A 21,635-nucleotide genomic window follows, 5' to 3' on the forward strand; every position below is an offset into this window, starting at 1 on the left:
GCGGGTCATTGCCGCACTCGGGTTGCTGTCGGAAAATCCGGGCTGTCATTCCCCCGAGTTCACCCAGCATGTCGCAAGCGGTCTTCTTCGCCCACGCCAACGGTTTCCCCTCGGGTACCTATGGCAAGTTGTTCGACGCCCTGGAGCCGGATTACCGGGTCCATCGGCTGGACATGCACGGCCATGACCCGCGCTTCCCGGTGAACGCCAACTGGGAAAACCTGGTGGAAGAGCTGCTGCATCACCTGGCGGCGCTGGATGAACCGGTGTGGGGCGTCGGCCATTCCCTGGGCGGCGTGCTGCATTACCACGCGGCGCTGCGCAGGCCCGAGCTGTATCGCGGGGTGGTCATGCTCGATTCGCCCCTGCTGACCTTGGCCGATCAACTGGTGATCCGTGTCGCCAAGCGCTTCGGCTTCATCGACCGGCTGACGCCCGCCGGCCGCACGCTCGGTCGCCGCGAGGATTTCGACGATTTTGCCGAGGCGCTGGAGTATTTCGCCGGCAAGCCGCTGTTCAAGCGTTTCGACCGCGATTGCCTGGAAGCTTACGTGCGCCACGGGCTGGCACCGGCCGACGCAAGGGGCCTGCGGTTGAAGTTCGACCCGGCCACGGAAATCTCCATCTACCGCAACGTGCCACACACCAGCCCCGGCCGCGCGAAGCAGCTCGCCGTGCCGTTGACCATGGTGCGCGGCCGCCACAGTCGGGTGGTGCTGCCGCACCACGCCCGTATGATCGGCCGCATCCCCATGGGGGAGAGCCTGTCGCTGCCCGGTGGGCACATGTTCCCGCTGGAGCGCCCGCAGGACACCGCCGCTCTGCTCAAGACCGTCTTCGCCCGCTGGCAACAGCGCACCAACGCCTGAGGAACCGCCATGACCGCCAAAGTCCAGGAAATCCGCCTGAACCTGCCGCATATCGAGCTGGCCGCGCACCTGTTCGGCCCGGAAGACGGCCGGCCGGTGATTGCCCTGCACGGTTGGCTGGACAACGCCATGAGCTTCGCCCGCCTGGCACCGAAGCTCGAAGGCGTGCGCATCCTCGCCCTCGATTTCGCCGGCCACGGCCACTCGGGCCACCGCGCACCGGGGGCCAGCTACCTGCTCTGGGATTACGCGCTGGACGTGCTGATGGTGGCAGACCAGATGGGCTGGGAGCGTTTCTCCCTGCTCGGGCACTCCATGGGCGCGATCGTCTCGGTGCTGCTGGCCGGCGCCATGCCCGAGCGCATCGAGCGCCTGGCGCTGATCGACGGCCTGGTGCCCTACACCGGTGAACCGGACACCTCGCCGCAGAAGCTTGGCGAAGCCTTGCGCGCGCAACTGGCCCTGCCGAACAAGCGCAAACCGGTGTACGAGGCTATCGACCGCGCGGTGGAAGCGCGCATGAAGGGCGTCGGCGCGGTGAGCCGGGAAGCCGCCGAGCTGCTGGCATCCCGTGGCCTGGTGCCGGTGCCCGGCGGCTACACCTGGCGTACCGACGCGCGCCTGACACTGCCGTCGCCGCTGCGCCTGACCCGCGCCCATGCGCGACAATTCGTCCAGTCCGTGCAGTGCCCGACCAGCCTGGTGCTGGCGCAGCAGGGGTTGATGCTGGTCGAGCCGGCCACCCGCGAACTGCTCAAGGACAGGCCCTTCGAGGTCCATGAACTGCCGGGCCAGCACCACCTGCACCTGGATGACGAGGCGGGCGCCGAAGCGGTTGCCGCGATCTTCCGGCAGTTCCTGCTGGCGGACTGAGCAATACCCTGTAGCGGCGCGCAGCTTGACTAAAGCGGGGCCTGCCGCGAGTCTGCACGGATCGTTTCAGGGAGATTGTGCATGCTCGACGTCCAGACCACCGCGCGCCAAGACGGCAAAAACCTTTCGGCGGACGCGCAGAAGGCCCGGATCTCGCGGCTCCTTCACTCCCTGATCTTCACCGGTCTGCTCGGTGTCAGCGCCGTTGCCGGCGCCGCCGACCTGCCCGACAGCCACGACCTGGACATCCTCCCGCGCTTCCCGCGTTCGGAGATCGTCGACTTCAACCAGGCTGCCGGCCAGGAGCGCATCTACCCACAGGGTTCGATCAGTCGTATCAGCGGGCGCCTGCGCATGGAGGGGGAGGTGCGTGCCATCGGCGACCTGACCGCCGTGACCTACCGCCTGCCCGACGAGGACTCCAGCCAGAGCGCCTTCGCCGCCGCGCGCAAGGACCTGCTCAAGGCCGACGCCACGCCGCTATTCTGGTGCGAGAGCCGCGATTGCGGCTCCAGCAACCTGCTGGCCAATTCGGTGTTCGGCAACTCCAAGCTGTTCGGCCCGGACGACCAGCAGGCCTACCTGCTGGTACGCCTTGCTGCGCCTCACGAGGACAGCCTGGTAGCGGTCTACACCATCACCCGCGGCAACCGCCGCGCCTACCTGCATGCCGAACAGCTGGACAGCGGCGCCGCCCTCGGCGAGTTGTTGCCCAGCCCGGCGACCCTGATGCGCCTGCTCAAGGCCAACGGCGAGCTGACCCTCAGCCATGTGCCGCAGGAGCCGGGCGGTGCCTGGCTCGACCTGCTGGTGCGTACCCTGCGCCTGGATACCGGGGTGCGCGTCGAGCTGGCCGGCAAGCATGCCAGTGACTGGCGCGCAGCACTCACCGCCCAGGGCGTGCGCGATGCGCGTCTGGAGCAGGGCAAGGACGACAGCGACGGCCTGCACCTGACCTGGCTGCGCTGATTCCCCTACGCTGAAGGGCGAAACGCCCTACACTGGGGCTTTCGAGCCAACCGGGGTTTCCAATGTTCGACAATGATCGCCTGTTGCTGCGCCTGCTGTTGCTGGGCCTGCTTGCGGCCAGCATCTGGGTGTTGCTGCCCTTCTGGTCGGCATTGGTCTGGGCCGCAGTGCTGGCCTTCGCCAGCTGGCCGCTGATGCGCCTGCTCACCCAACTGCTGGGCGGCCGCCAGGCAGCGGCGGCCGGCGTGCTCACCGTCTGCTGGATCGTGCTGGTGGCGCTGCCATTGGTATGGCTGGGCTTCGGGCTGGTGGACCGGGTGCGCGAAGGCGTGGAGCTGGTGAAGAACCTGCAGGTCTCCGGCCTGCCGCCGCCGCCGGAGTGGATGGCCCGCGTGCCGCTGATCGGCGATCGCCTGATCGGCTGGTGGTACCAGGCCGACCAGCAGGGCGTGGCAATGTTCTCCGCGCTCAAGCCCTACATGGGTGAGGTCGGCAACTGGGTGCTGGCGCGCAGCGCCAAACTGGGGGCGGGGATCTTCGAGCTGGTACTCAGCCTGGTGCTGATCTTCTTCTTCTACCGTGACGGCCTGCGCCTGCAGGCTTTTGCCCACGGCATGCTGCAGCGCCTCATCGGCGACACCGCACAGCAGTACATGGACATCATCGCCGGTACCGTGCAACGGGTGGTCAACGGGGTGATCGGCACCGCCGCCGCACAAGGGGTGCTGGCGACCGTCGGCTTCCTCATCGCCGGCGTGCCGGGCCCGCTGGTGCTGGGCTTGCTGACCTTCGTCTGTAGCCTGCTGATGGTGCCACCGCTGATCTGGGGGCCGGCCGTGCTCTGGCTGTTCTACCAGGAGAGCTATGGCTATGGCGTGTTCATGGCCATCTGGGGCTTCTTCGTGATCAGTGGCGTGGACAACATCCTCAAGCCCTACCTGATCAGCCGGGGCGGCAACCTGCCGCTGGTGGTGGTGCTGCTGGGCGTGCTTGGCGGCTTGCTCAGCTTCGGCTTCATCGGTTTGTTCCTCGGGCCGGTGCTGCTGGCGGTGGTCTACAACCTGATCAGCGCCTGGGTCGAGAGCTCGCGCCGGCCGCCGTCACCGCCTGTAGTTTGATGGTTCGGAGCAGGGTTTTGCCCTCTCCCTAACCCTCTCCCTGAAGGGCGAGGCGACTGTCCGGCGTGTGCCGAAAGCGCGGCACTCGCCGGCTGACTCCGTAGAAGAGCCCCGCGCCGAGCGGCTCCCTCGCCCTGCGGAGCGGGGCGCGCAGCCAGGGCGGGGGAGAGGGCGCAACGGCCGCTTCGGAGCTGACGGGAAGCTCCATTCGCGAGCACGCTCGCTCCTACAGGTAAGGCGCAATCCCGAACGGGTTATGCGCCCTGCGGCTTCAGGTGTCAGACGTGCTCGCTCTTCACATGCACCAACCGATCCCGCCCGGCGCCCAGGCCGAAGATGATCGCCGCCACCGTCACCACCACGAAGATCACCCCGGTTGCCGCCCAGCCGCCGGTGAGGTCGTGCACCACGCCGACCAGGAAAGGTCCGCAGGCCGCCAGCGTGTAGCCCACGCCCTGGGCCATGCCGGAGAGGTTGGAGGCGACGTGGGAGTCCGGCGAGCGCAGCACGATCAGCGCCAGGGCGATGCTGAAGGTGCCGCCCTGGCCGAGGCCGAGCACCATCGCCCAGCCCCAGATACCCGAGAGTGGGGCGAGCAGCAGGCCGAGCAGGCCGGCCAGGGTCAGGCTCATGACGATCACCACGGCGAGGCGCTGGTCCTTGCCGCGGGTGGCCAGCCAGGGGGCGGCCAGGGCGCTGAACAGCTGCACCATCACCGAACCGGAGAGCACCAGCCCGGCTTCCACCGCACTGAGTCCACGGTCGATGAGGATCGACGGCACCCAGCCGAAGACGATGTAGGCCAGCGACGATTGCAGGCCCATGTACAGCGTCACCTGCCAGGCCAGCGGGTCGCGCCACAGGCCCTTCACCTTGTACACCGCACGGTGGGCGTGGTGGTTCTGGCGCGTCTGCGGCAGCCAGATCGCCGCCGCGACCACGGCGGGAATCGCCCAGAACGCCAGGGCCAGTTGCCAGCTGTTGCCCATCAGCCCGGCCAGCGGCACGGTGGAGCCCGCGGCGGTGGCGGCGCCCAGGCACAGGGCCATGGTGTAGACGCCGGTCATGGTCCCGGCGATATGCGGGAAGTCGCGCTTGACGATGCCCGGCAGCAGCACGCCGATGATGCCGATGCTGGCGCCGGCCACCAGGCTGCCGAGGAACAGCCCGGCCACCGGGAACAGGCTGCGCAGGACGATGCCGCCGGCCAGGGTGAAGAGGATCAGCAGCACGGTGCGCTCGGCGCCCAGGCGCCGCGCGAGCATCGGCGCCAGCGGCGCGAACAGGCCCAGGCAGAGCACCGGCAGGGTGGTCAGCAGGCCGGCGGCGGCAGCGGAAAGGCCGGTGCCGTCGCGCACGGTGTTGAGCAGCGGCGACAGGCTGGAAAGCGCCGGGCGCAGGTTGATCGCCACCAGCACCAGGCCCAGCAGCAACAGCCAGGTACGTTGCGGGCGCGGTCCGATCTTCGGCGCGCTGTCGTCTTCGGCGTCGATCAGCAGTTCTTCGGGCGGGCAGGACACCTTGTGTTCGATGTCTTTCGGGTCATTGGGCAGGGACATGGTGGGCATTCCAGGGCAGCAAGGCAGAAAGCGTTCGGTATAGGAAATGGGAGTCAGATCAGCAGCGCGCGGTTCGCTTTCGCGGCCGCTTCGGCGTCGCCACGGGCAATGGCGTCCACCAGCTCGCGGTGCAGCTCGAAGCTCGGCTGCGGCCGGCTCGGGTCGCCGATGGTGCGCTCCAGCCCGGCGCGGATGACCTGGGAGAAGTAGCGGTACAGCTCGCTGAGCACCGGGTTGTGGGCGCTGTCCACCACGCGTTGGTGGAAGGCCAGGTCGTGGGCGATGTATTCGTCCAGCGATCCGCCGTGGTGCACGGCGGAAGCTTCGAGGGCCTCATGCAGCGCGGCGAGGTCGGTTTCGCTGCGGCGCTCGGCGGCCAGTCGGCTGGCTTCCACCTCGATGATGCCGCGTGCCTCCAGCGCCTGCTCCACCGAGCTGCGGGCGAGCACCAGCATGGCGTCCAGCGGGTTGGCGCAGGCGCGTACGTAGGTGCCATCGCCCTGGCGCACTTCCAGTACACCGGAGAAGGTCAGCACGCGCACGGCCTCTCGAACCGTATTGCGGCTCATGCCGAGAGCTTCGGCCAGTTCGGGTTCGGGGGGCAGGCGCTGGCCCAGCGGCCAGGTGCCGTCGCCGATGCGCTGATGGATCTGCTCCAGGGCGATGTCGACCAGGGAGCGCTTTTGAAGAGGGCTTGGCATGGAAACATCCAATCATCGGATGAATTTGAAGGGGCCAAGACTAGGCCAGGCACGGGGTCGCTGGCAATGCGGGGCTGACGGGTGATACCGCCGGAGCGGGGGCTCCGGCGGTGGGTACGACGCGGATCAGGCGGCGATGTTCACCAGGCTGCCGCTGGTAGCCTGGAGTGCGGTGACCTCGCTGCTCTGGTATTGCTTGAGCAGGTTGGCCACCAGCTTCTGGTAGGCAGCGCCGGTGTTGGCGCTGCTTGCGGAGTTGCTGGAGGCGATAGTCGTCGAGCTGTCCGAGGAATCGCTGGACGAGCCACTGGAGGCCGAAGGCGGCGGTGGCGGCGGACCGTCGCTGCGTTGCGCCTGCAGTGCGCTGGCGAGTTCGTCGCTGCTGATGGAGCCGTTGCCGTCGGCGTCGAGCTGGCTGAACAGTTCGCTCAGGCGCTCGCTGTCGTCGCTGCTGCCCAGAGCGGAAAGCTCGTCGCTGCTGAGGCTGCCGTCGCCGTCGCTGTCCAGGGCGCTGATCAGGTCGTCGGCGGACTCCCCCGCATCGGCCATTCCCCCCATGCCGCCCGGCGGTGGGGGAGGCGGGGGCATGGCGGCGGAGAGTTCGTCCTGGGAGATGCCGCCGCTGGCATCGCTGTCCAACTCGCTGAGCAGGGCGTCGATGTCGATATCGCTGCTGTCCGAGTCGTCGCCGGACGACAGCGCGTTGGTCAGTTCGTCCTTGCTGATGCTGCCGTCGCCATCGCTGTCGATGGACTTGAACAGGTCTTCCTGGAACTTCGCCGCGCCCTGGGACGCGCCAGTGCTACCGCTCTGTGTGGCGGTGCTGCTGGCGGTCTGGGTCCGGGCGAGCGAGCTGGTGTAGTAGCTCGCATAGCTGCTGCTCACGCCGCTGATCATAGGAGAGTCTCCATGGTTGCCAAGCCGGAGGGTTCTCCGGTGATGACAGCCTCGGGCGCGCCTGTGTCGCGGGTTTGTGCGCTTTGTTTGCTGGCGGCTACAACGGCGTTACGCAGCCGCGCTTCTGGGCAGGCGCAGCACGGCGGTGGCGCCGCCGCCAGGGGTTTCCTCGAAGAACAGGTCGCCGCCCTGGCGCCGCGCGGCATCGCGGGCGATGGCCAGGCCCAGGCCGACGCCGCCGGAGTTGCGGTTGCGTGAGCCTTCCAGGCGGAAGAACGGCTCGAACACCTGCTCGCGCAGCTCCGCGGGAATGCCCGGGCCGTGGTCGCGTACGCGGATTTCCAGCTCGCGGGTGCCGTCACGCAGCTCGATGCTGACATCGCCGGCATAGCGCAGCGCATTGTCCAGCAGGTTGTTCAGGCAGGAGCGCAGTGCCATCGGCTGCACCTTGAGCGGCGCGCAGTAGCCTTCCACGCCGACATCGGCGCCGCGCTCGCAGGCGTCCTCGGCGAGGGAGTCGGCCAGCGCCTTCACGTCGAACCACTGCAGGGGTTCGCTGGCGCGCTCCTGCTGCAGGTAGTGCAGGGTGGAGTCGAGCATGCCGATCATTTCGGCCAGGTCCTGGCTGATGCGGGTGCGCAACTGCGGGTTGTCGACTTCCTCGACGCGCAGGCGCAGGCGCGAGAGCGGCGTGCGCAGGTCATGGGAAACCGCCACCAGCATGCGGCTGCGCTGCTGCACCTGTTCGCGAATGCGCTCGCGCATGCGGTTGAAGGCGCGCGCGGCCTGGCGCGCTTCACGCGTGCCGGTCTCCGGCAGGGGCGGGCTGTCCAGGTCTTCGGAGAGGCGCAGCGCAGCGTCGCCCAGATGCTGCACCGGGCGGGCCAGCAGGCGCGCGCCGATGTAGGCGGCGAGGATCAGGGTCAGCAACTGGAAGGCGAACGGCACGCTCCAGAACGGCAGGCGCGGGCCGGGCGGTGGCGGCGGCATCATGCCGGGGGGCGGCGGGCCGCGCTCGAAGCCGTGCTCCGCTGGCGGCGGAGGCGGTGGCTCGTGACGCGGCCCGTAGTGATGGAACCAGGCGAAGGCCAGCAGGTGCGCGACCACGATGGCCAGCAGGAATACGCCGAACAGCCGGGCGAACAGGCTGTCGGCGCGCTCCAGGGGTTTTTCCTTCGCGCGCACGGGCGCGGACTCAGGCGATGTCGCGGACATCGAACAGGTACCCTTCGCCGCGCACGGTCTTGATCAGCCGGGGCGAGCGCGGATCGTCGCCGAGCTTCTGCCGCAGACGCGAGACCAGCAGGTCGATGCTGCGGTCGAAGGCCTCGATGGCGCGGCCACGGGCGGCGTCCAGCAGCAGTTCGCGGTTGAGCACCCGCCGCGGGCGTTCGAGGAACACCCAGAGCAGGCGGAATTCGGCGTTGGACAGCGGCACCACCAGGCCATCCGGGGCATGCAGCTGGCGCAGTACGCTGTCCAGCCGCCACTGGTCGAAGCGCACCTGGGCACGCGGTTCGCCGCGGGTGCCTTCCTCGCTGGGGAGACTGGTGCCGCGCACGCGGCGCAGGATGGTCTGGATGCGCGCTACCAGCTCGCGCGGCTCGAAGGGCTTGGCCATGTAGTCGTCGGCGCCCAGTTCCAGACCGATGATGCGGTCCGCCGGTTCGCAGCGGGCGGTGAGCATGAGGATCGGGATGTCCGACTCGGCGCGCAGGTAGCGGCACAGGGACAGGCCGTCTTCGCCGGGCAGCATCAGGTCGAGCACCACGACATCGAAGTTTTCGTTTTCCAGCGCACGGCGCATCTCGACGCCGTCGGCCACGCCATGGGCCTCGATGTTGAAGCGCGCGAGGTAGCCGCAGAGCAGCTCGCGGATCGGCTGGTCGTCGTCCACCAGCAGGGCGCGGGTGGTCCAGCGGCGTGGGTCGTCGGAAGTGGTCGGGTGCATGAAGAAACCTGTCGCGGGAGAACGTGGGGCAGGATGGCCAGGGGCCGCCAGGGGCATGCGACGCACGCATGCTAACCCGTCAGCGCGTGCGCGGGCCATGGTCGGCGAGGCTGCAGCCGACGGGTGTCGCCAGCGTGTCCGCTGTGTATCGGTTTCGATACATGCCCGCCGGGCGCCGCTCCCGTGCGGTTTTTTACGCCTTCTTTACGCCGCCCGGCGAGCTCGGGAATCGCTCCTTTACGCGTTCCTTGCGGAAACTTTCCGTCAAGCGGCAAACAGCCGCATCAAGCGATGGAATCGCCCGCGTGAGGAGAAATAGATCATGAGCGTGCTCGACGCTGTGTCACTGGTCCTGGCCACGGGACTGTTCATCTACCTGCTGGTGGCGCTGCTGCGCGCCGACCGTTCCTAGGAGCGTTCATGAACAGTCATGACGTGCTGCTGATCATTGCCTTCCTGGCTCTGGTGCTGGTGCCAGCGCCGTTCCTCGGGCGCTTCTACTACAGGGTGATGGAGGGCCAGCGGACCTTCCTCAGCCCGGTCTTCCTGCCGGTGGAACGGGCCATTTACCGCGTCTGCGGCATCCATCCTGACGAGGAGCAGAACTGGAAGAGCTACACCCTGGCCCTGCTGGCCTTCAACCTGGTAGGGCTGGTGTTGCTGTTCGCCATCCTCCTGCTGCAGGGCGGCCTGCCGCTCAACCCGCAGCACCTGCCGGGTCTGGAGTGGACGCTGGCGTTCAACACCGCGGTGAGCTTCGTCACCAATACCAACTGGCAGGCCTACAGCGGTGAGGCTTCGCTGAGCTACCTGAGCCAGATGCTCGGCCTGACCGTGCAGAACTTCGTCAGCGCCGCCGTCGGCCTGGCCGTGCTGGTGGCGCTGGCCCGTGGTATTTCGCGCAAGTCGACGAACAACCTCGGCAACTTCTGGGTCGACCTGACCCGCGCCACCCTCTACGGGCTGATCCCGCTGTGCCTGCTGCTGGCGCTGCTGCTGGTCTGGCAGGGCGTGCCGCAGACCTTCCTCGACTACGCCCACGCGCTGACCGTGCAGGGCGCCGACCAGTCCATCCCGCTGGGCCCGGCGGCCAGCCAGATCGCCATCAAGCAACTGGGCACCAACGGCGGTGGCTTCTTCGGCGTGAACTCGGCGCACCCGTTCGAGAACCCGACCATCTGGAGCAACCTGTTCGAAGTCGTTTCGATCATCCTGATCCCGGCCGCGCTGGTGTTCACCTTCGGCCACTACGTGAAGGACCTGCGCCAGAGCCGTGCCATCCTCGGCTGCATGCTGGTGCTGTTCGCCCTCGGCCTGGGCGCCTCGCTGTGGGCCGAGTACCAGCCCAACCCGGCGCTCAGCGCGCTGCCGGTGGAGCAGGTCGCCCCGCTGGAAGGCAAGGAAAGCCGCTTCGGCACCACGGCCAGCGTGCTCTGGGCTGTGACCACCACCGCGGCCTCCAACGGCTCGGTGAACGCCATGCATGACAGCCTGAATCCGCTGTCCGGCATGGTGGCGATGCTCAACATGATGGTCGGCGAAGTGATCTTCGGCGGCGTCGGTGCGGGGCTCTACGGCATGCTGCTGTTCGTCCTGATCGCCGTGTTCCTCGCCGGGTTGATGGTCGGCCGCACCCCGGAATACCTCGGCAAGAAGCTCGAAGCCCGCGAAGTCCGCCTGCTGGTGGCAACCCTGCTGGTGATGCCGGTGGGCGTGTTGGTGCTCGGCGCCATCGCCGCCAGCCTGCCCGGCCCGGCCGCCTCGGTGAGCAACCCCGGCGCCCACGGCTTCAGCCAACTGCTCTACGCCTATACCTCGGGCACCGCGAACAACGGCTCGGCCTTCGGTGGCTTCGGCGCCAACACGCCGTTCCACAACCTGATGATCGCCCTGGCCATGCTGATCGGCCGCTTCGGCTACATCCTGCCGGTGCTGGCGATCGCCGGCAGCCTGGCGGCGAAGAAGGCCACGCCGGTCGGCCCCAACAGCTTCCCGACCCACGGCCTGCTGTTCGTCAGCCTGCTGACCGCGACCATCCTGCTGGTCGGCGGCCTGAACTTCCTGCCGACGCTGGTGCTGGGCCCGGTGGCCGACCACCTGACGCTTGGTTTCTGAGGAGCTCCTTGAATGAACGCACATACCCGGGAACTCGCAATGAAAAAGGCCGTTGAAAAACGCCCGACCACCGCGCTGTCCGCCCTCTGGAAGCCGGCACTGCTGCAGGCCTTCATCAAGCTCGACCCACGCCAGCTGCAACGCTCGCCGGTGATGCTGGTGGTCGCCCTGACCGCCGTGCTGACCACCGTGCTGTGTGTGGTCGGCGGCGAGGCGGTGCCCACCTTCGTCGCCGTGCAGATCGCCGTGTGGCTGTGGTTCACCGTGCTCTTCGCCAACTTCGCCGAAGCCCTTGCCGAAGGCCGCGGCAAGGCCCGCGCCGACAGCCTCAAGGCCGGTACCCAGGGCCTGCAGGCCATGCGCATGGCGGTGACCGGCAAGTTCGAGAAAGTCGCCGCCAGCAGCCTGCGCAAGGGCGACGTGGTACGCGTCGAAGCCGGCGAGCTGATCCCCGGCGACGGCGAGGTGATCGAAGGCGTGGCGGCGGTCAACGAGGCCGCTATCACTGGCGAATCCGCGCCGGTGATCCGCGAATCCGGCGGCGACCGTTCGGCCGTCACCGGCAACACCCGGCTGGTCTCCGACTGGCTGCTGGTGAAGATCACCGCCAACCCCGGTGAATCCACCCTCGACCGCATGATCGCGCTGGTGGAGGGCGCCAAGCGCCAGAAGACCCCCAACGAAGTGGCGCTGGACATCCTGCTGATCGGCCTGACGCTGATCTTCCTGCTGGTGGTCGTGACCCTTAAGCCCTTCGCCCTGTTCGCCGGCGGCAACCTGCCGCTGGTGTTCCTGGTGGCGCTGCTGGTGACCCTGATCCCCACCACCATCGGCGGCCTGCTCTCGGCCATCGGCATCGCCGGCATGGACCGACTGGTGCGCCTGAACGTCATCGCCAAGTCCGGCCGCGCCGTGGAAGCGGCGGGGGATGTGCACGTGCTGATGCTCGACAAGACCGGCACCATCACCTTCGGCAACCGCCGCTGCAGCGCGCTGCACACCGCGCCCGGCGTGCAGCCGCTGGAGCTGGCCGAAGGCGCTTTCCTCGCCTCGCTGGCCGATGACACACCCGAGGGCAAGTCCATTGTCGAATTCCTGCGCGCGCAGATCGTCCTGCCTGAGCCGGAACGCAGCCGCGTGACGCCGATTGCCTTCAGCGCCGAGACGCGCCTGTCGGGCATCGACATGGACGGCCACGTCTACCGCAAGGGCGCCGTCGACGCCGCGCTGGCCTTCGTTGGCCTGGATCGCGCGCAGATGCCGGAAAGCCTGGCCAAGGAAATCGAACGCATCGCCCAGAGTGGCGGCACGCCGCTGCTGGTAGTAGCCGACGGCAAGCTGCTGGGCACCATTCACCTCAAGGACGTGGTCAAGCCGGGCATCCGCGAGCGCTTCGCCGAGCTGCGCCGCATGGGCATCCGCACCGTGATGGTGACCGGCGACAACCCGCTGACCGCCGCCGCCATCGCCGCCGAAGCCGGTGTGGACGACGTGATCGCCGAAGCCACGCCGGAGAAGAAACTGGCGCGCATCCGCCAGGAGCAGGGCGAGGGGCGCATGGTCGCCATGTGCGGCGACGGCGCCAACGACGCTCCGGCCCTGGCCCAGGCGGATGTCGGCATGGCCATGAACGACGGCACCCAGGCCGCCCGCGAGGCCGCCAACCTGGTGGACCTGGACAGCGACCCGACCAAGCTGCTGGACGTGGTGCAGGTCGGCAAGGAACTGCTGGTGACCCGTGGCGCGCTGACCACCTTCTCGGTGGCCAACGACGTGGCCAAGTACTTCGCCATCCTTCCCGCGCTGTTCGCCGGCATCTACCCGCAGTTAGGCGTGCTCAACGTGATGAAACTGGCCAGCCCGCAGAGCGCCATCCTCTCGGCCATCGTGTTCAACGCGCTGATCATCGTCGCGCTGATCCCCCTGGCCCTGCGCGGCGTGCGCGTGCAGGCCAGCGACGCCTCGCAGCTGCTGCGGCGCAACCTGCTGATCTATGGCGTGGGCGGCCTGGTCGCACCGTTCGTGGGGATCAAGGTGATTGACATGATTCTGGTAGCGGTGGGCCTGGCCTGAGGCGCGCGCCTTTTCCCCTCGCCCTGGCCCTCTCCCAATGGGAGAGGGGACCGTCCGGAGTGATCGGGAAACGCCGAGCTCGCCGGACACACCGAACGTCTCCCTCTCCCTTCAGGAGAGGGCTGGGGTGAGGGACGCCTCTCGCTCCGAACCCAACAGAGGATCACGAAAAAATGCTCAACCAACTCCGCCCCGCCATCGCCTCGCTGGTCCTGCTCAGCGCGATCACCGGTGTTGTCTACCCGCTGGCCGTCACCGGCATCGCCCAGGTGGCCTTCCACGACCAGGCCAATGGCAGCCTGGTGCGCGACGAGCAGGGCAATGTCCGCGGCTCGGCCCTGATCGCGCAGAAATTCGACGGCGCCCAGTGGTTCCATTCGCGCCCCTCGGCCGGTGATTTCGCCACCGTCTCCAGCAGCGCCAGCAACCTTGCGCCCGGCAACCCGGCGCTGGCCGAACGCATCGCCAAGGATGCCGCCGCCCAGCAGATTGGCGGCCAGCCGGTGCCGCTGGCGCTGGTCACCACCTCCGGCAGCGGGCTCGATCCGCAATTGCCGCCCGCCGCGGCGCTGTATCAGGTGCCGCGCATCGCCCTGGAACGTGGCGTACCGGCGGCGAGCCTGGAGAAGCTGGTGGAGGCGAACACCGAACGCCCGCTGATCGGCCCCGCCGTGGTCAACGTGCTGGCGCTGAACATGGCCCTCGCCAGCCTGCCTCGCTAGACTCCAGCGCCTGTGTAGCAGGGTGCAGCCAGGGTTGGACCGTAGGGCGAATAACCTGGAACAGGTTATCCGCCGACTCTGATCGTGGTGGATAACGCTGGCGCGTTATGCACCCTACAAAAGCACGCGCGCGTTGTTCTGGTAGGAGCGCCGTCGACGCTATGCAGGAAGGCGGCGCTGGCTGACGGTATCTTCCCGTGGGAAAGAGGTTTCGGCCCCTTCTCCAGCAACACATGAACGAGCGCCATCAGGCACTTCGAGGATAGCGACATGACCGACCCCAACCGCGCCGACGCCCTGCTGGCCGACCTGCCTGCCATGGGCCGTGGCCGCCTCAAGGTTTTCCTCGGCGCCGCGCCGGGTGTCGGCAAGACCTACGCCATGCTCCTGGCCGCCCAGAGCCAGTTGCGCCAGGGCGTCAAGCTGCGCGTCGGCATCGTCGAAACCCACGGCCGCGCCGAAACCGAAGCACTGCTCGCCGGTCTGCCGCAGCAGGCACTCAAGCGCTCCGTCTACCGTGGCATCACCCTCGAAGAAATGGACCTCGACGGCCTGCTCGCCGACCCGCCCACGCTGGCGCTGGTGGACGAACTGGCCCACAGCAATGCACCTGGCAGCCGCCACGCCAAGCGCTGGCAGGACATCCAGGAGCTGCTCTCCGCCGGCATCGACGTCTACACCACGGTCAACGTCCAGCACCTGGAAAGCCTCAACGACCACGTCCGCGACATCACCGGCGTGCAGGTGCGCGAAACCGTGCCCGATTGGGTCCTGCAGGAAGCCTACGAGCTGTTGCTGGTGGACCTGCCGCCGCGCGAACTGCTGGAGCGCCTGCGCGAGGGCAAGGTCTACGTGCCCGAACAGGCGCGCGCCGCCATCGATGCCTTCTTCAGCCAGACCAACCTGACCGCGCTGCGCGAGCTGGCCATGCAGACGGCCGCCGCGCGGGTCGATGCCGACCTTACCCATCGCTACCGCCAGCAGGGCGGCGAGGCGCCCGCCGTGCGTGGGCGCCTGCTGGTCGGCGTGGATGGCGAACACAACGCCGAACGCCTGGTGCGCCACGCCAGCCGAGTGGCCGAGCGCCGGCATCTGCCCTGGTCGCTGGTGCATGTCGACACCGGCGAGGCGCGCAGCGAAGAGTCGCGCATGCAATTGCAGAGCGCCCAGCAACTCGCTGAGCGCCTGGGCGGCGATGTCGTCGAACTGCGCGGTGGCGAAGTCGCGCGAACCCTGGTCGAACATGCCAAGGAGCGTCGCGCCACGCTGTTGCTGGTCGGCCGTTCACGACAACGCTGGTATCGCCAGCTGTTCGGCGGCGGCCTGGCGGCGCGCCTGCTGCGCCTGGGCGACGGGCTGGAAATCAGCGTGCTCGACAGCGAGGCTGATCTCACGCCACCCAAGGTCCGCGCGCAGACGCCCTGGCCCTGGGGCAATTACCTGCTCGCCGCGCTGGCCGCTGCCTGCGCCAGCGCGCTGGCCTGGGGCGTGGCCAGCGTGCTGGAACTGCCGAACATCTCCCTGGTGTTCCTCGCCGCCGTGCTGCTGGTGGCGGTACGCAGCAGCCTCGGCCCGGCGCTGGCCTGCGCGGTGCTGTCGTTCCTGGCTTACGACTTCCTGTTCATCCCGCCGCATTTCTCCTTCTCCATCCAGCGCGAAGAAGACGTGCTGACGCTGCTGTTCTTCCTGCTCATGGCCGGCCTCACCGGCAACCTTGCCGCCCGCCAGCGCCGGCAATTGCAGGCCCTGCGCGAGACGCAGGAAGAGACCAGCCAACTGCTCGACCTGTCGCGCAAGCTCACCGCCGCCACCGACCGCCAGGCGGTGATGGCCGCCGCCGCGCAACAACTGGGTGGCTGGGATGGGCTGGACATCTGCCTGCTCGGGCAGGTCAACCGCGAGTGGAAAGTCGAAGGAGGATTGAACCGGCCTTTCGACGACCAGGAGCGCGCCGCCGCCGACTGGGCCTGGCAACACGACCAGCCCGCCGGGCTGGGTACCGGCACGCTGCCGGGGGGGCGCTGGTGGTGGTGGCCGCTGTTCGGCGAGGATGGCCCTTTGGCTCTGCTGGGTGTCAGCCCGCGCGATGGCCAACCGCTGCCAGGTTCGCGCCGCCGTCTGCTCGCCGCCCTCGGCCAGCCGCTGGGGCAGGCCCTGGCCCGTGCGCGTCTGGCCGAAGACCTGGAAGCCGCGCGCCTGCACGGCGAAACCGAACAACTGCGCAGCGCGCTGCTGGCCTCGGTCAGCCATGACCTGCGCACGCCACTGACCTCCATGCGCGGCGCCATCGACAGCCTGCTGGCATTGGGCGACGCGATCCCGCCGCCGGACCGCCGCGAACTGCTGGAAAGCACCCGCGACGAGGCCGAACGCCTGGACCGCTACATCCAGAACCTGCTGGACATGACCCGCCTCGGCCACGGCGGCCTGAAACTCTCGCGCGACTGGGTATCGCCCGGCGACATCGTCGGCAGCGCGCTCAACCGCCTGCGCGCCGTGGTTGCCCCGTACCGCGTGGAAACCCGCGTGCCGCCGGAGTTGCCGCTGCTCTACGTGCACGCCGCGCTGATCGAGCAGGCGCTGGTCAACGTGCTGGAAAACGCCGCACGCTTTTCGCCGCCACAGGGCCGCTTGCGCGTTGCAGTGGATTCCATCGAGGACGAGTTGCGCTTCTCGGTCAGTGACGAAGGGCCGGGCATTCCGCCGGCGGAGCGGGAGAAGATCTTCGACATGTTCTATACCGCGGCCCGCGGTGACCGAGGCGGGCAGGGCACCGGGCTGGGCCTGGCGATCTGCCAGGGCATGGTCGGTGCCCATGGCGGGCGGATCACCGTCGAGGATGGCATCGACGGGCGCGGCACCACCCTCGTGCTGCACCTGCCGCTGCAGCAGCAGCCGGATATGGAGGAGCTTGATGCTGCTGTCTGAAAGGCTCAAGCTGAACGCTTCCGTCAGCCAGCCCAACACCCCGATGAACGCCAGCGCCGCCACGATTCTGGTCGTCGACGACGAACCGCAGATCCGCAAGTTTCTCCGCATCAGCCTCAGCGCCGGCGGCTACAAGGTGCTGGAAGCCGGTACCGGCGAGGAGGGTCTGGCCCAGGCCGCGCTGGGGCGACCGGACCTGGTGGTGCTCGACCTCGGCCTGCCGGACAAGGACGGCCAGGACGTGCTGCGTGAGCTGCGCGAGTGGTCGCAGGTACCGGTACTGGTGCTGTCGGTGCGCGCCAGCGAAAGCGAGAAGGTGCTGGCGCTGGACAGCGGCGCCAACGACTACGTGACCAAGCCCTTCGGCATCCAGGAGTTTCTTGCGCGCATCCGTGTGTTGCTGCGTCAGGGCGGCAGTGGCGAGGCGCAGGAAGCGGTGGTGGCGGTCGGGCCGCTGAGCGTGGATTTTTCCTACCGCCGTGTGCTGCTCGACGGTGACGAAGTCTCGCTGACGCGCAAGGAGTACGCGGTGCTTTCGACCCTCGCTCGGCACGTCGGGCGGGTGGTTACCCAGCAGCAACTGCTCAAGGATATCTGGGGGCCGACGCATACCGAGGACACGCACTATCTGCGGGTGGTGGTTGGGCATCTGCGGCAGAAGCTCGCCGATGATCCGGCGACGCCGCGATTCATTGTCACTGAAGCCGGTGTTGGCTACCGCTTGCGCGAGGCCTGATCGCGCGACGTAAGTTCCCGCGTAGGAGCGGACTTCGTCCGCGATGTGTCTGCCTCGCGCCTTTGTTTCCCGCGTCGCGCCGGAGTGCGCGCGAACTTCCTGTTTCGCCCCCTCGGGCGACCTACTTTGCCAAACGACGGATGGCCGCCCCACGCAAAGTAGGCAAAGGTCTTGTCCCAATCATCCGGTTTTTCGCTTAGGCGAAAAATACCCTCGTTGAATCGCAATTTCAGGGGCACGAACTAGGCGTCCCCCCACGAAGGGCCGTCCCTGGCCCATCGCAGCTCTCGCGACATCCATGCCGCTCAACCCATGAAACTCCAATTCAACGAGGCCTCCTGAACGGGGCGATTCGGAGTTTGGGGATGTTTCTCTGGAAATCTTCAAGAGCCAGAGCCAGAGCCAGAACAGAGTGGCTTTTCGTAGCGAGCTTGCTCGCGAATTGCATAACACCTAACTCGGCCGCCTTACGAAATCGGCTATGGTGGGCCTGCTCTAACCAGTGAGTATCCCTCACTGAGCAGATTCTGAAGCGATTGAACCGTCTCAACCAGCGAGTCTTGGTTGCAGAAATACTCTTCAATAACACCGAATTGGCGGTAGACAGAGATATTGAATCCGCGCTCTATGTCGTTGTACCAGAGCACTTGCTGTCCAATCACAGCAACCACCCAGAAGCCGCCACTCCGTTGGCCATAGGGAACTTGTTGCCACTTCTCGGGCGCAATCTGAATGGCCTCCCATAGTCGGTACAGAGACGGCCGCATTGTACTTTCCGCCTCATTGATCAGATTCCAAAGTTCGAATTCAGATAACGGTGCCCATGTCATAGGGGATTCTCCGCCTCATACCTATCCAGCGTATCGCTGGCGATCTGCCGGCCGAGGGCGATGAGTTCCGGGGCCTTGTAGAACTCGAAGAAGCGGCACACGCGCTTGGGCACGTTGATCAGGATATCCGGCGGGTAGCCGGCGATCTTGTACTGCGCCAGCGACGTCTGCATCACCTCGAAGCTCTGGTTCACCAGTTCCAGCAAGGAGGCCGGGCTGCTGCTGTCGATCACGTGGCTGCCGGTCGCGGAGCGTGGCGAGCCCTTGGCCTGCGGGGCGGCGGCGGGTTGCTGCATTTCCGGCTCGGCGGGCTCCTCGGCGGCGGCCGGGACCGGGTGGAGCAGGGCGTCGGCGATCAGCTCGGGTGGCGGCTCGGACTCCCCTTTACGGAAGAAGCTCAGCTTGTTGGACAGCCCGGAGAGCACCGCATCGAAGCGGCCTTTCAGAGCGGCGGGGCGCTCGATCACCGGCAGGGAATACTGGCGCTGGTTGGTGGCGTTGAGATTGACCGCGACGATCAGGTCGGCGTGGGTCGAGACCACCGGGACGATGGGCAGCGGGTTGAGCAGGCCGCCGTCCACCAGCATGCGGGTGCCCTGCATGACCGGGGTGAACAGGCTGGGAATCGCCGCCGAGGCGCGCATGGCCTGGTGCAGGCAGCCTTCCTGGAACCAGATTTCCTGCTGGTTGGTCAGGTCGGTGGCGACCGCCGTGTAGGGGATGGGCAAGTCCTCGATATTGATCTCGCCGAGCAGTTCGTGAATCTTGCCGAACACCCGCTCGCCGCGGATGGCGCCGAGGCGGAAGCTGACGTCCAGCAGGCGCAGCACGTCGAGGTAGTCCAGGCTTTCCACCCAGTCGCGGTATTCGCCCAGTTTGCCGGCGGCGTAGATGCCGCCGATCACCGCGCCCATGGAGCAGCCGGCGATGCACACCACTTCATAGCCGCGCCGCTCGATCTCCTCGATTACGCCAATGTGCGCATAACCTCGGGCTCCGCCGGAGCCAAGCACCAGCGCAATCTGTTTTGACATAGGGCAACTCCGCGTTACGAACTGCCTGACGATACGCCGGGCACACCGGTCGAGCCAAGCCGGGCTTTGCTAGAATCGGCGTTTGTTTCCCTGCCGGAGCCTCCCGATGAGCGAACCGATCCGCCTGACCCAGTACAGCCATGGTGCCGGTTGCGGCTGCAAGATTTCCCCCAAGGTGCTGGAGGTGATCCTCGCCGGCAGCGGCGCGCAGAACCTCGACCCGAAGCTGTGGGTCGGCAATGCCTCGCGCGATGACGCTGCGGTTTATGCTATCGACGCCGAACGCGGCGTGGTGTCCACCACCGACTTCTTCATGCCGATCGTCGACGATCCCTTCGATTTCGGTCGCATCGCCGCCACCAACGCGATCAGCGACATCTACGCCATGGGTGGCGACCCGCTGATGGCGATCGCCATTCTCGGCTGGCCGGTGAACGTGCTGGCGCCGGAAATCGCCCGTGAAGTGATCGCCGGTGGCCGCAAGGTCTGCGACGAAGCCGGTATCCCGCTGGCCGGCGGGCATTCCATCGACGCGCCCGAGCCGATCTTCGGCCTGGCCGTCACCGGGCTGGTGGAGAAGCGCTTCATGAAGCGCAACGACACCGCCACCGCCGGCTGCAAGTTGTACCTGACCAAGCCGCTGGGCATCGGCATCCTCACCACCGCCGAGAAGAAGGCCAGGCTGCGCGCCGAAGACGTGGGCGTCGCCCGCGACTGGATGTGCACCCTGAACAAACCCGGCGCGCGCTTCGGCAAGCTCGACGGCGTGAAGGCGATGACCGACGTCACCGGCTTCGGCCTGCTCGGCCACCTGGTGGAAATGGCCGACGGTAGCGGGCTGACCGCTCGCGTGCGCTACGACGCCGTGCCGCGCCTGGCCAGCGTCGAGCATTACCTGGAAGCCGGCTGCGTGCCCGGCGGCACCCTGCGCAACTTCGACAGCTACGGCGAGCGCATCGCGCCGTTGCCCGAGCTGCACAAGCTGCTGCTGTGCGACCCGCAGACCAGCGGCGGCCTGCTGGTGGCAGTGGAGCCGGAGGGAGAAGCGCAATTCCTCGCCACGGCGAAGGAACTGGGCATGGACCTGGCGCCCATCGGCGAACTGGTTGGCCGACAGCGCCACGCGGTCGAGGTGGAGTGATGCGCGACAACACCCGCCACTACCGCGAGCTGTTCCTCGGCGATGTGAAGATGATGGACGTGCGTGCCCCCGTCGAATTCGGCAAGGGCGCCTTCCCCAATGTGATCAACCTGCCGCTGATGAACGACATCGAGCGGCAGAAGGTCGGCACCAGCTACAAGCAACATGGCCAACAGGCGGCCATTGCCCTGGGCCACGAACTGGTCTGCGGCCAGATCAAGGCCGAGCGGATCGAAGCCTGGGCGAATTTCGCCAAGGCCAACCCCGAAGGTTACCTGTACTGCTTCCGCGGTGGCCTGCGGTCGCAGATCACCCAGCAGTGGCTGAAGACCGAGGCTGGCATCGATTACCCGCGGGTTGTCGGCGGCTACAAGGCGATGCGTGGATTCCTCTTCGATACCACCCGTGCGGCCACCGAGGAATGCCAGTTCGTGCTGGTGGGCGGCTTGACCGGCACCGGCAAGACCGAGGTCATCGCCCAACTGGCCAACAGCCTGGACCTTGAAGGCCACGCCAACCACCGCGGCTCCGCCTTCGGCCGCCGCGCCACGCCGCAGCCCGCGCAGATCGATTTCGAGAACCGCCTGGCCATCGACATCCTGAAGAAGCGCCACGCCGGCATGGAGCAGTTCGTGCTGGAGGATGAGGGCCGCATCGTTGGCAGCTGTTCGGTGCCGCTGGAGCTGTACCAGGGCATGCAGCACTACCCGCTGGTGTGGCTGGAGGACAGCTTCGAGCAGCGCGTGGAGCGCATCCTCAAGGACTACGTGGTGAATCTGTGCGCCGACCATGTCCAGGTGGTGGGCGAGGAGGGGGGCTTCGACTCCTTCGCGGCTTACCTGCGCAAGAGCCTGTCGGGCATCGTCAAGCGGCTGGGCGGCGAGCGCTACCAGCGCCTGGCGGCGATCATGGACGCAGCGCTGGACGAGCAGAAGGTGACGGGCGCGGTGGACCTGCACCGGGGCTGGATCGAGGGACTGCTGGGCGAATACTACGACCCGATGTACGCCTTCCAGCGCGAAAGCAAGGGCGAGCGCGTGGAGTTCCGCGGCACCCAGGACGAGGTGGTGGAATACCTGCGGTTCCGCGCGGAGCGTTGATCGAATCTTCTGCAGCGGC

18 protein-coding genes are annotated in these 21,635 nt (G+C 67.5%); 12 read left to right on the forward strand and 6 right to left on the reverse strand.

Features of this window, described 5'->3' with window-relative positions; translation table 11 throughout:
- The first annotated feature begins 68 nt into the window (after positions 1–68).
- The 4 genes from PNI01S_RS26960 (at position 69) to PNI01S_RS26975 (ending at position 3,829) form a co-directional block, all read left to right on the forward strand.
- Positions 69–869 carry an alpha/beta fold hydrolase gene (locus tag PNI01S_RS26960; protein WP_037016838.1) on the forward strand — a complete coding sequence of 267 codons (801 nt, stop codon included), beginning with the start codon at positions 69–71 and terminating at the stop codon, positions 867–869.
- A gap of 9 nt (positions 870–878) precedes the next feature.
- Complete coding sequence (locus PNI01S_RS26965) at positions 879–1,742, forward strand: alpha/beta hydrolase (RefSeq protein WP_084359774.1); 864 nt, start codon at positions 879–881, stop codon at positions 1,740–1,742.
- Between the two features lie 81 nt (positions 1,743–1,823).
- Positions 1,824–2,711, forward strand: coding sequence for a DUF4892 domain-containing protein (locus PNI01S_RS26970; RefSeq protein WP_083196146.1), 888 nt, complete (start codon positions 1,824–1,826; stop codon positions 2,709–2,711).
- A gap of 62 nt (positions 2,712–2,773) precedes the next feature.
- Positions 2,774–3,829 (forward strand): AI-2E family transporter, encoded by a 1,056-nt coding sequence (locus PNI01S_RS26975; protein WP_065327589.1) that lies wholly within the window; start codon positions 2,774–2,776, stop codon positions 3,827–3,829.
- A 278-nt stretch (positions 3,830–4,107) separates the two neighbouring features.
- On the opposite strand, the gene PNI01S_RS26980 is transcribed toward PNI01S_RS26975, so the two are convergent.
- The 5 genes from PNI01S_RS26980 to PNI01S_RS27000 form a co-directional block, all read right to left on the reverse strand.
- Positions 4,108–5,388 (reverse strand): CynX/NimT family MFS transporter, encoded by a 1,281-nt coding sequence (locus tag PNI01S_RS26980; RefSeq protein WP_084359775.1) that lies wholly within the window; start codon positions 5,386–5,388, stop codon positions 4,108–4,110.
- A gap of 53 nt (positions 5,389–5,441) precedes the next feature.
- Entirely contained in the window at positions 5,442–6,089 is a 648-nt protein-coding gene (locus tag PNI01S_RS26985) for a FadR/GntR family transcriptional regulator (protein WP_037016845.1), read from the reverse strand.
- 126 nt (positions 6,090–6,215) lie between these two features.
- Entirely contained in the window at positions 6,216–6,986 is a 771-nt protein-coding gene (gene xopAW / locus PNI01S_RS26990; RefSeq protein ID WP_084359776.1) for an EF-hand domain-containing protein, read from the reverse strand.
- A 108-nt stretch (positions 6,987–7,094) separates the two neighbouring features.
- Positions 7,095–8,201, reverse strand: coding sequence for a sensor histidine kinase (locus tag PNI01S_RS26995; protein ID WP_084359777.1), 1,107 nt, complete (start codon positions 8,199–8,201; stop codon positions 7,095–7,097).
- Complete coding sequence (locus tag PNI01S_RS27000; protein ID WP_037018411.1) at positions 8,182–8,937, reverse strand: response regulator; 756 nt, start codon at positions 8,935–8,937, stop codon at positions 8,182–8,184. The genes PNI01S_RS26995 and PNI01S_RS27000 overlap by 20 nt, the downstream gene beginning before the upstream one ends.
- A gap of 322 nt (positions 8,938–9,259) precedes the next feature.
- Between PNI01S_RS27000 and kdpF the strand changes: the two genes are divergently transcribed.
- The 6 genes from kdpF to PNI01S_RS27030 all read left to right on the forward strand — a co-directional run bounded on the left by kdpF (position 9,260) and on the right by PNI01S_RS27030 (position 17,511).
- Entirely contained in the window at positions 9,260–9,349 is a 90-nt protein-coding gene (gene kdpF / locus PNI01S_RS27005) for a K(+)-transporting ATPase subunit F (RefSeq protein ID WP_037007992.1), read from the forward strand.
- 8 nt (positions 9,350–9,357) lie between these two features.
- The gene (gene kdpA / locus PNI01S_RS27010) at positions 9,358–11,052 is read left to right on the forward strand and encodes a potassium-transporting ATPase subunit KdpA (protein ID WP_084359778.1); all 1,695 of its coding nucleotides are present in this window, start codon (positions 9,358–9,360) and stop codon (positions 11,050–11,052) included.
- Positions 11,053–11,064: 12 nt separating this feature from the next.
- Positions 11,065–13,125 (forward strand): potassium-transporting ATPase subunit KdpB, encoded by a 2,061-nt coding sequence (kdpB, locus tag PNI01S_RS27015; RefSeq protein WP_084359779.1) that lies wholly within the window; start codon positions 11,065–11,067, stop codon positions 13,123–13,125.
- Between the two features lie 173 nt (positions 13,126–13,298).
- Positions 13,299–13,847 carry a potassium-transporting ATPase subunit KdpC gene (gene kdpC / locus PNI01S_RS27020; protein WP_084359780.1) on the forward strand — a complete coding sequence of 183 codons (549 nt, stop codon included), beginning with the start codon at positions 13,299–13,301 and terminating at the stop codon, positions 13,845–13,847.
- A gap of 270 nt (positions 13,848–14,117) precedes the next feature.
- The gene (locus PNI01S_RS27025) at positions 14,118–16,775 is read left to right on the forward strand and encodes a DUF4118 domain-containing protein (RefSeq protein WP_065327594.1); all 2,658 of its coding nucleotides are present in this window, start codon (positions 14,118–14,120) and stop codon (positions 16,773–16,775) included.
- Between the two features lie 43 nt (positions 16,776–16,818).
- Positions 16,819–17,511, forward strand: a complete 693-nt coding sequence (locus PNI01S_RS27030; protein ID WP_084359791.1) for a response regulator — start codon at positions 16,819–16,821, stop codon at positions 17,509–17,511.
- Positions 17,512–18,337: 826 nt separating this feature from the next.
- Here PNI01S_RS27030 and PNI01S_RS27040 read toward each other — a convergent pair.
- A complete protein-coding gene (locus tag PNI01S_RS27040) occupies positions 18,338–19,375 on the reverse strand; it encodes a patatin-like phospholipase family protein (protein ID WP_065327596.1) in 1,038 nt (345 codons plus the stop codon).
- 106 nt (positions 19,376–19,481) lie between these two features.
- Between PNI01S_RS27040 and selD the strand changes: the two genes are divergently transcribed.
- Positions 19,482–20,516: a selenide, water dikinase SelD gene (gene selD, locus PNI01S_RS27045; RefSeq protein ID WP_024767319.1), complete on the forward strand. Its 1,035-nt coding sequence runs from the start codon at positions 19,482–19,484 to the stop codon at positions 20,514–20,516.
- Positions 20,516–21,616, forward strand: coding sequence for a tRNA 2-selenouridine(34) synthase MnmH (gene mnmH / locus PNI01S_RS27050; RefSeq protein ID WP_024767320.1), 1,101 nt, complete (start codon positions 20,516–20,518; stop codon positions 21,614–21,616). Before selD ends, mnmH begins: the two co-directional genes overlap by 1 nt.
- The last annotated feature ends 19 nt before the right edge of the window (positions 21,617–21,635 follow it).

The sequence above is a fragment of the Pseudomonas nitroreducens NBRC 12694 genome (genome assembly GCF_002091755.1).
Taxonomy (GTDB): domain Bacteria; phylum Pseudomonadota; class Gammaproteobacteria; order Pseudomonadales; family Pseudomonadaceae; genus Pseudomonas; species Pseudomonas nitroreducens.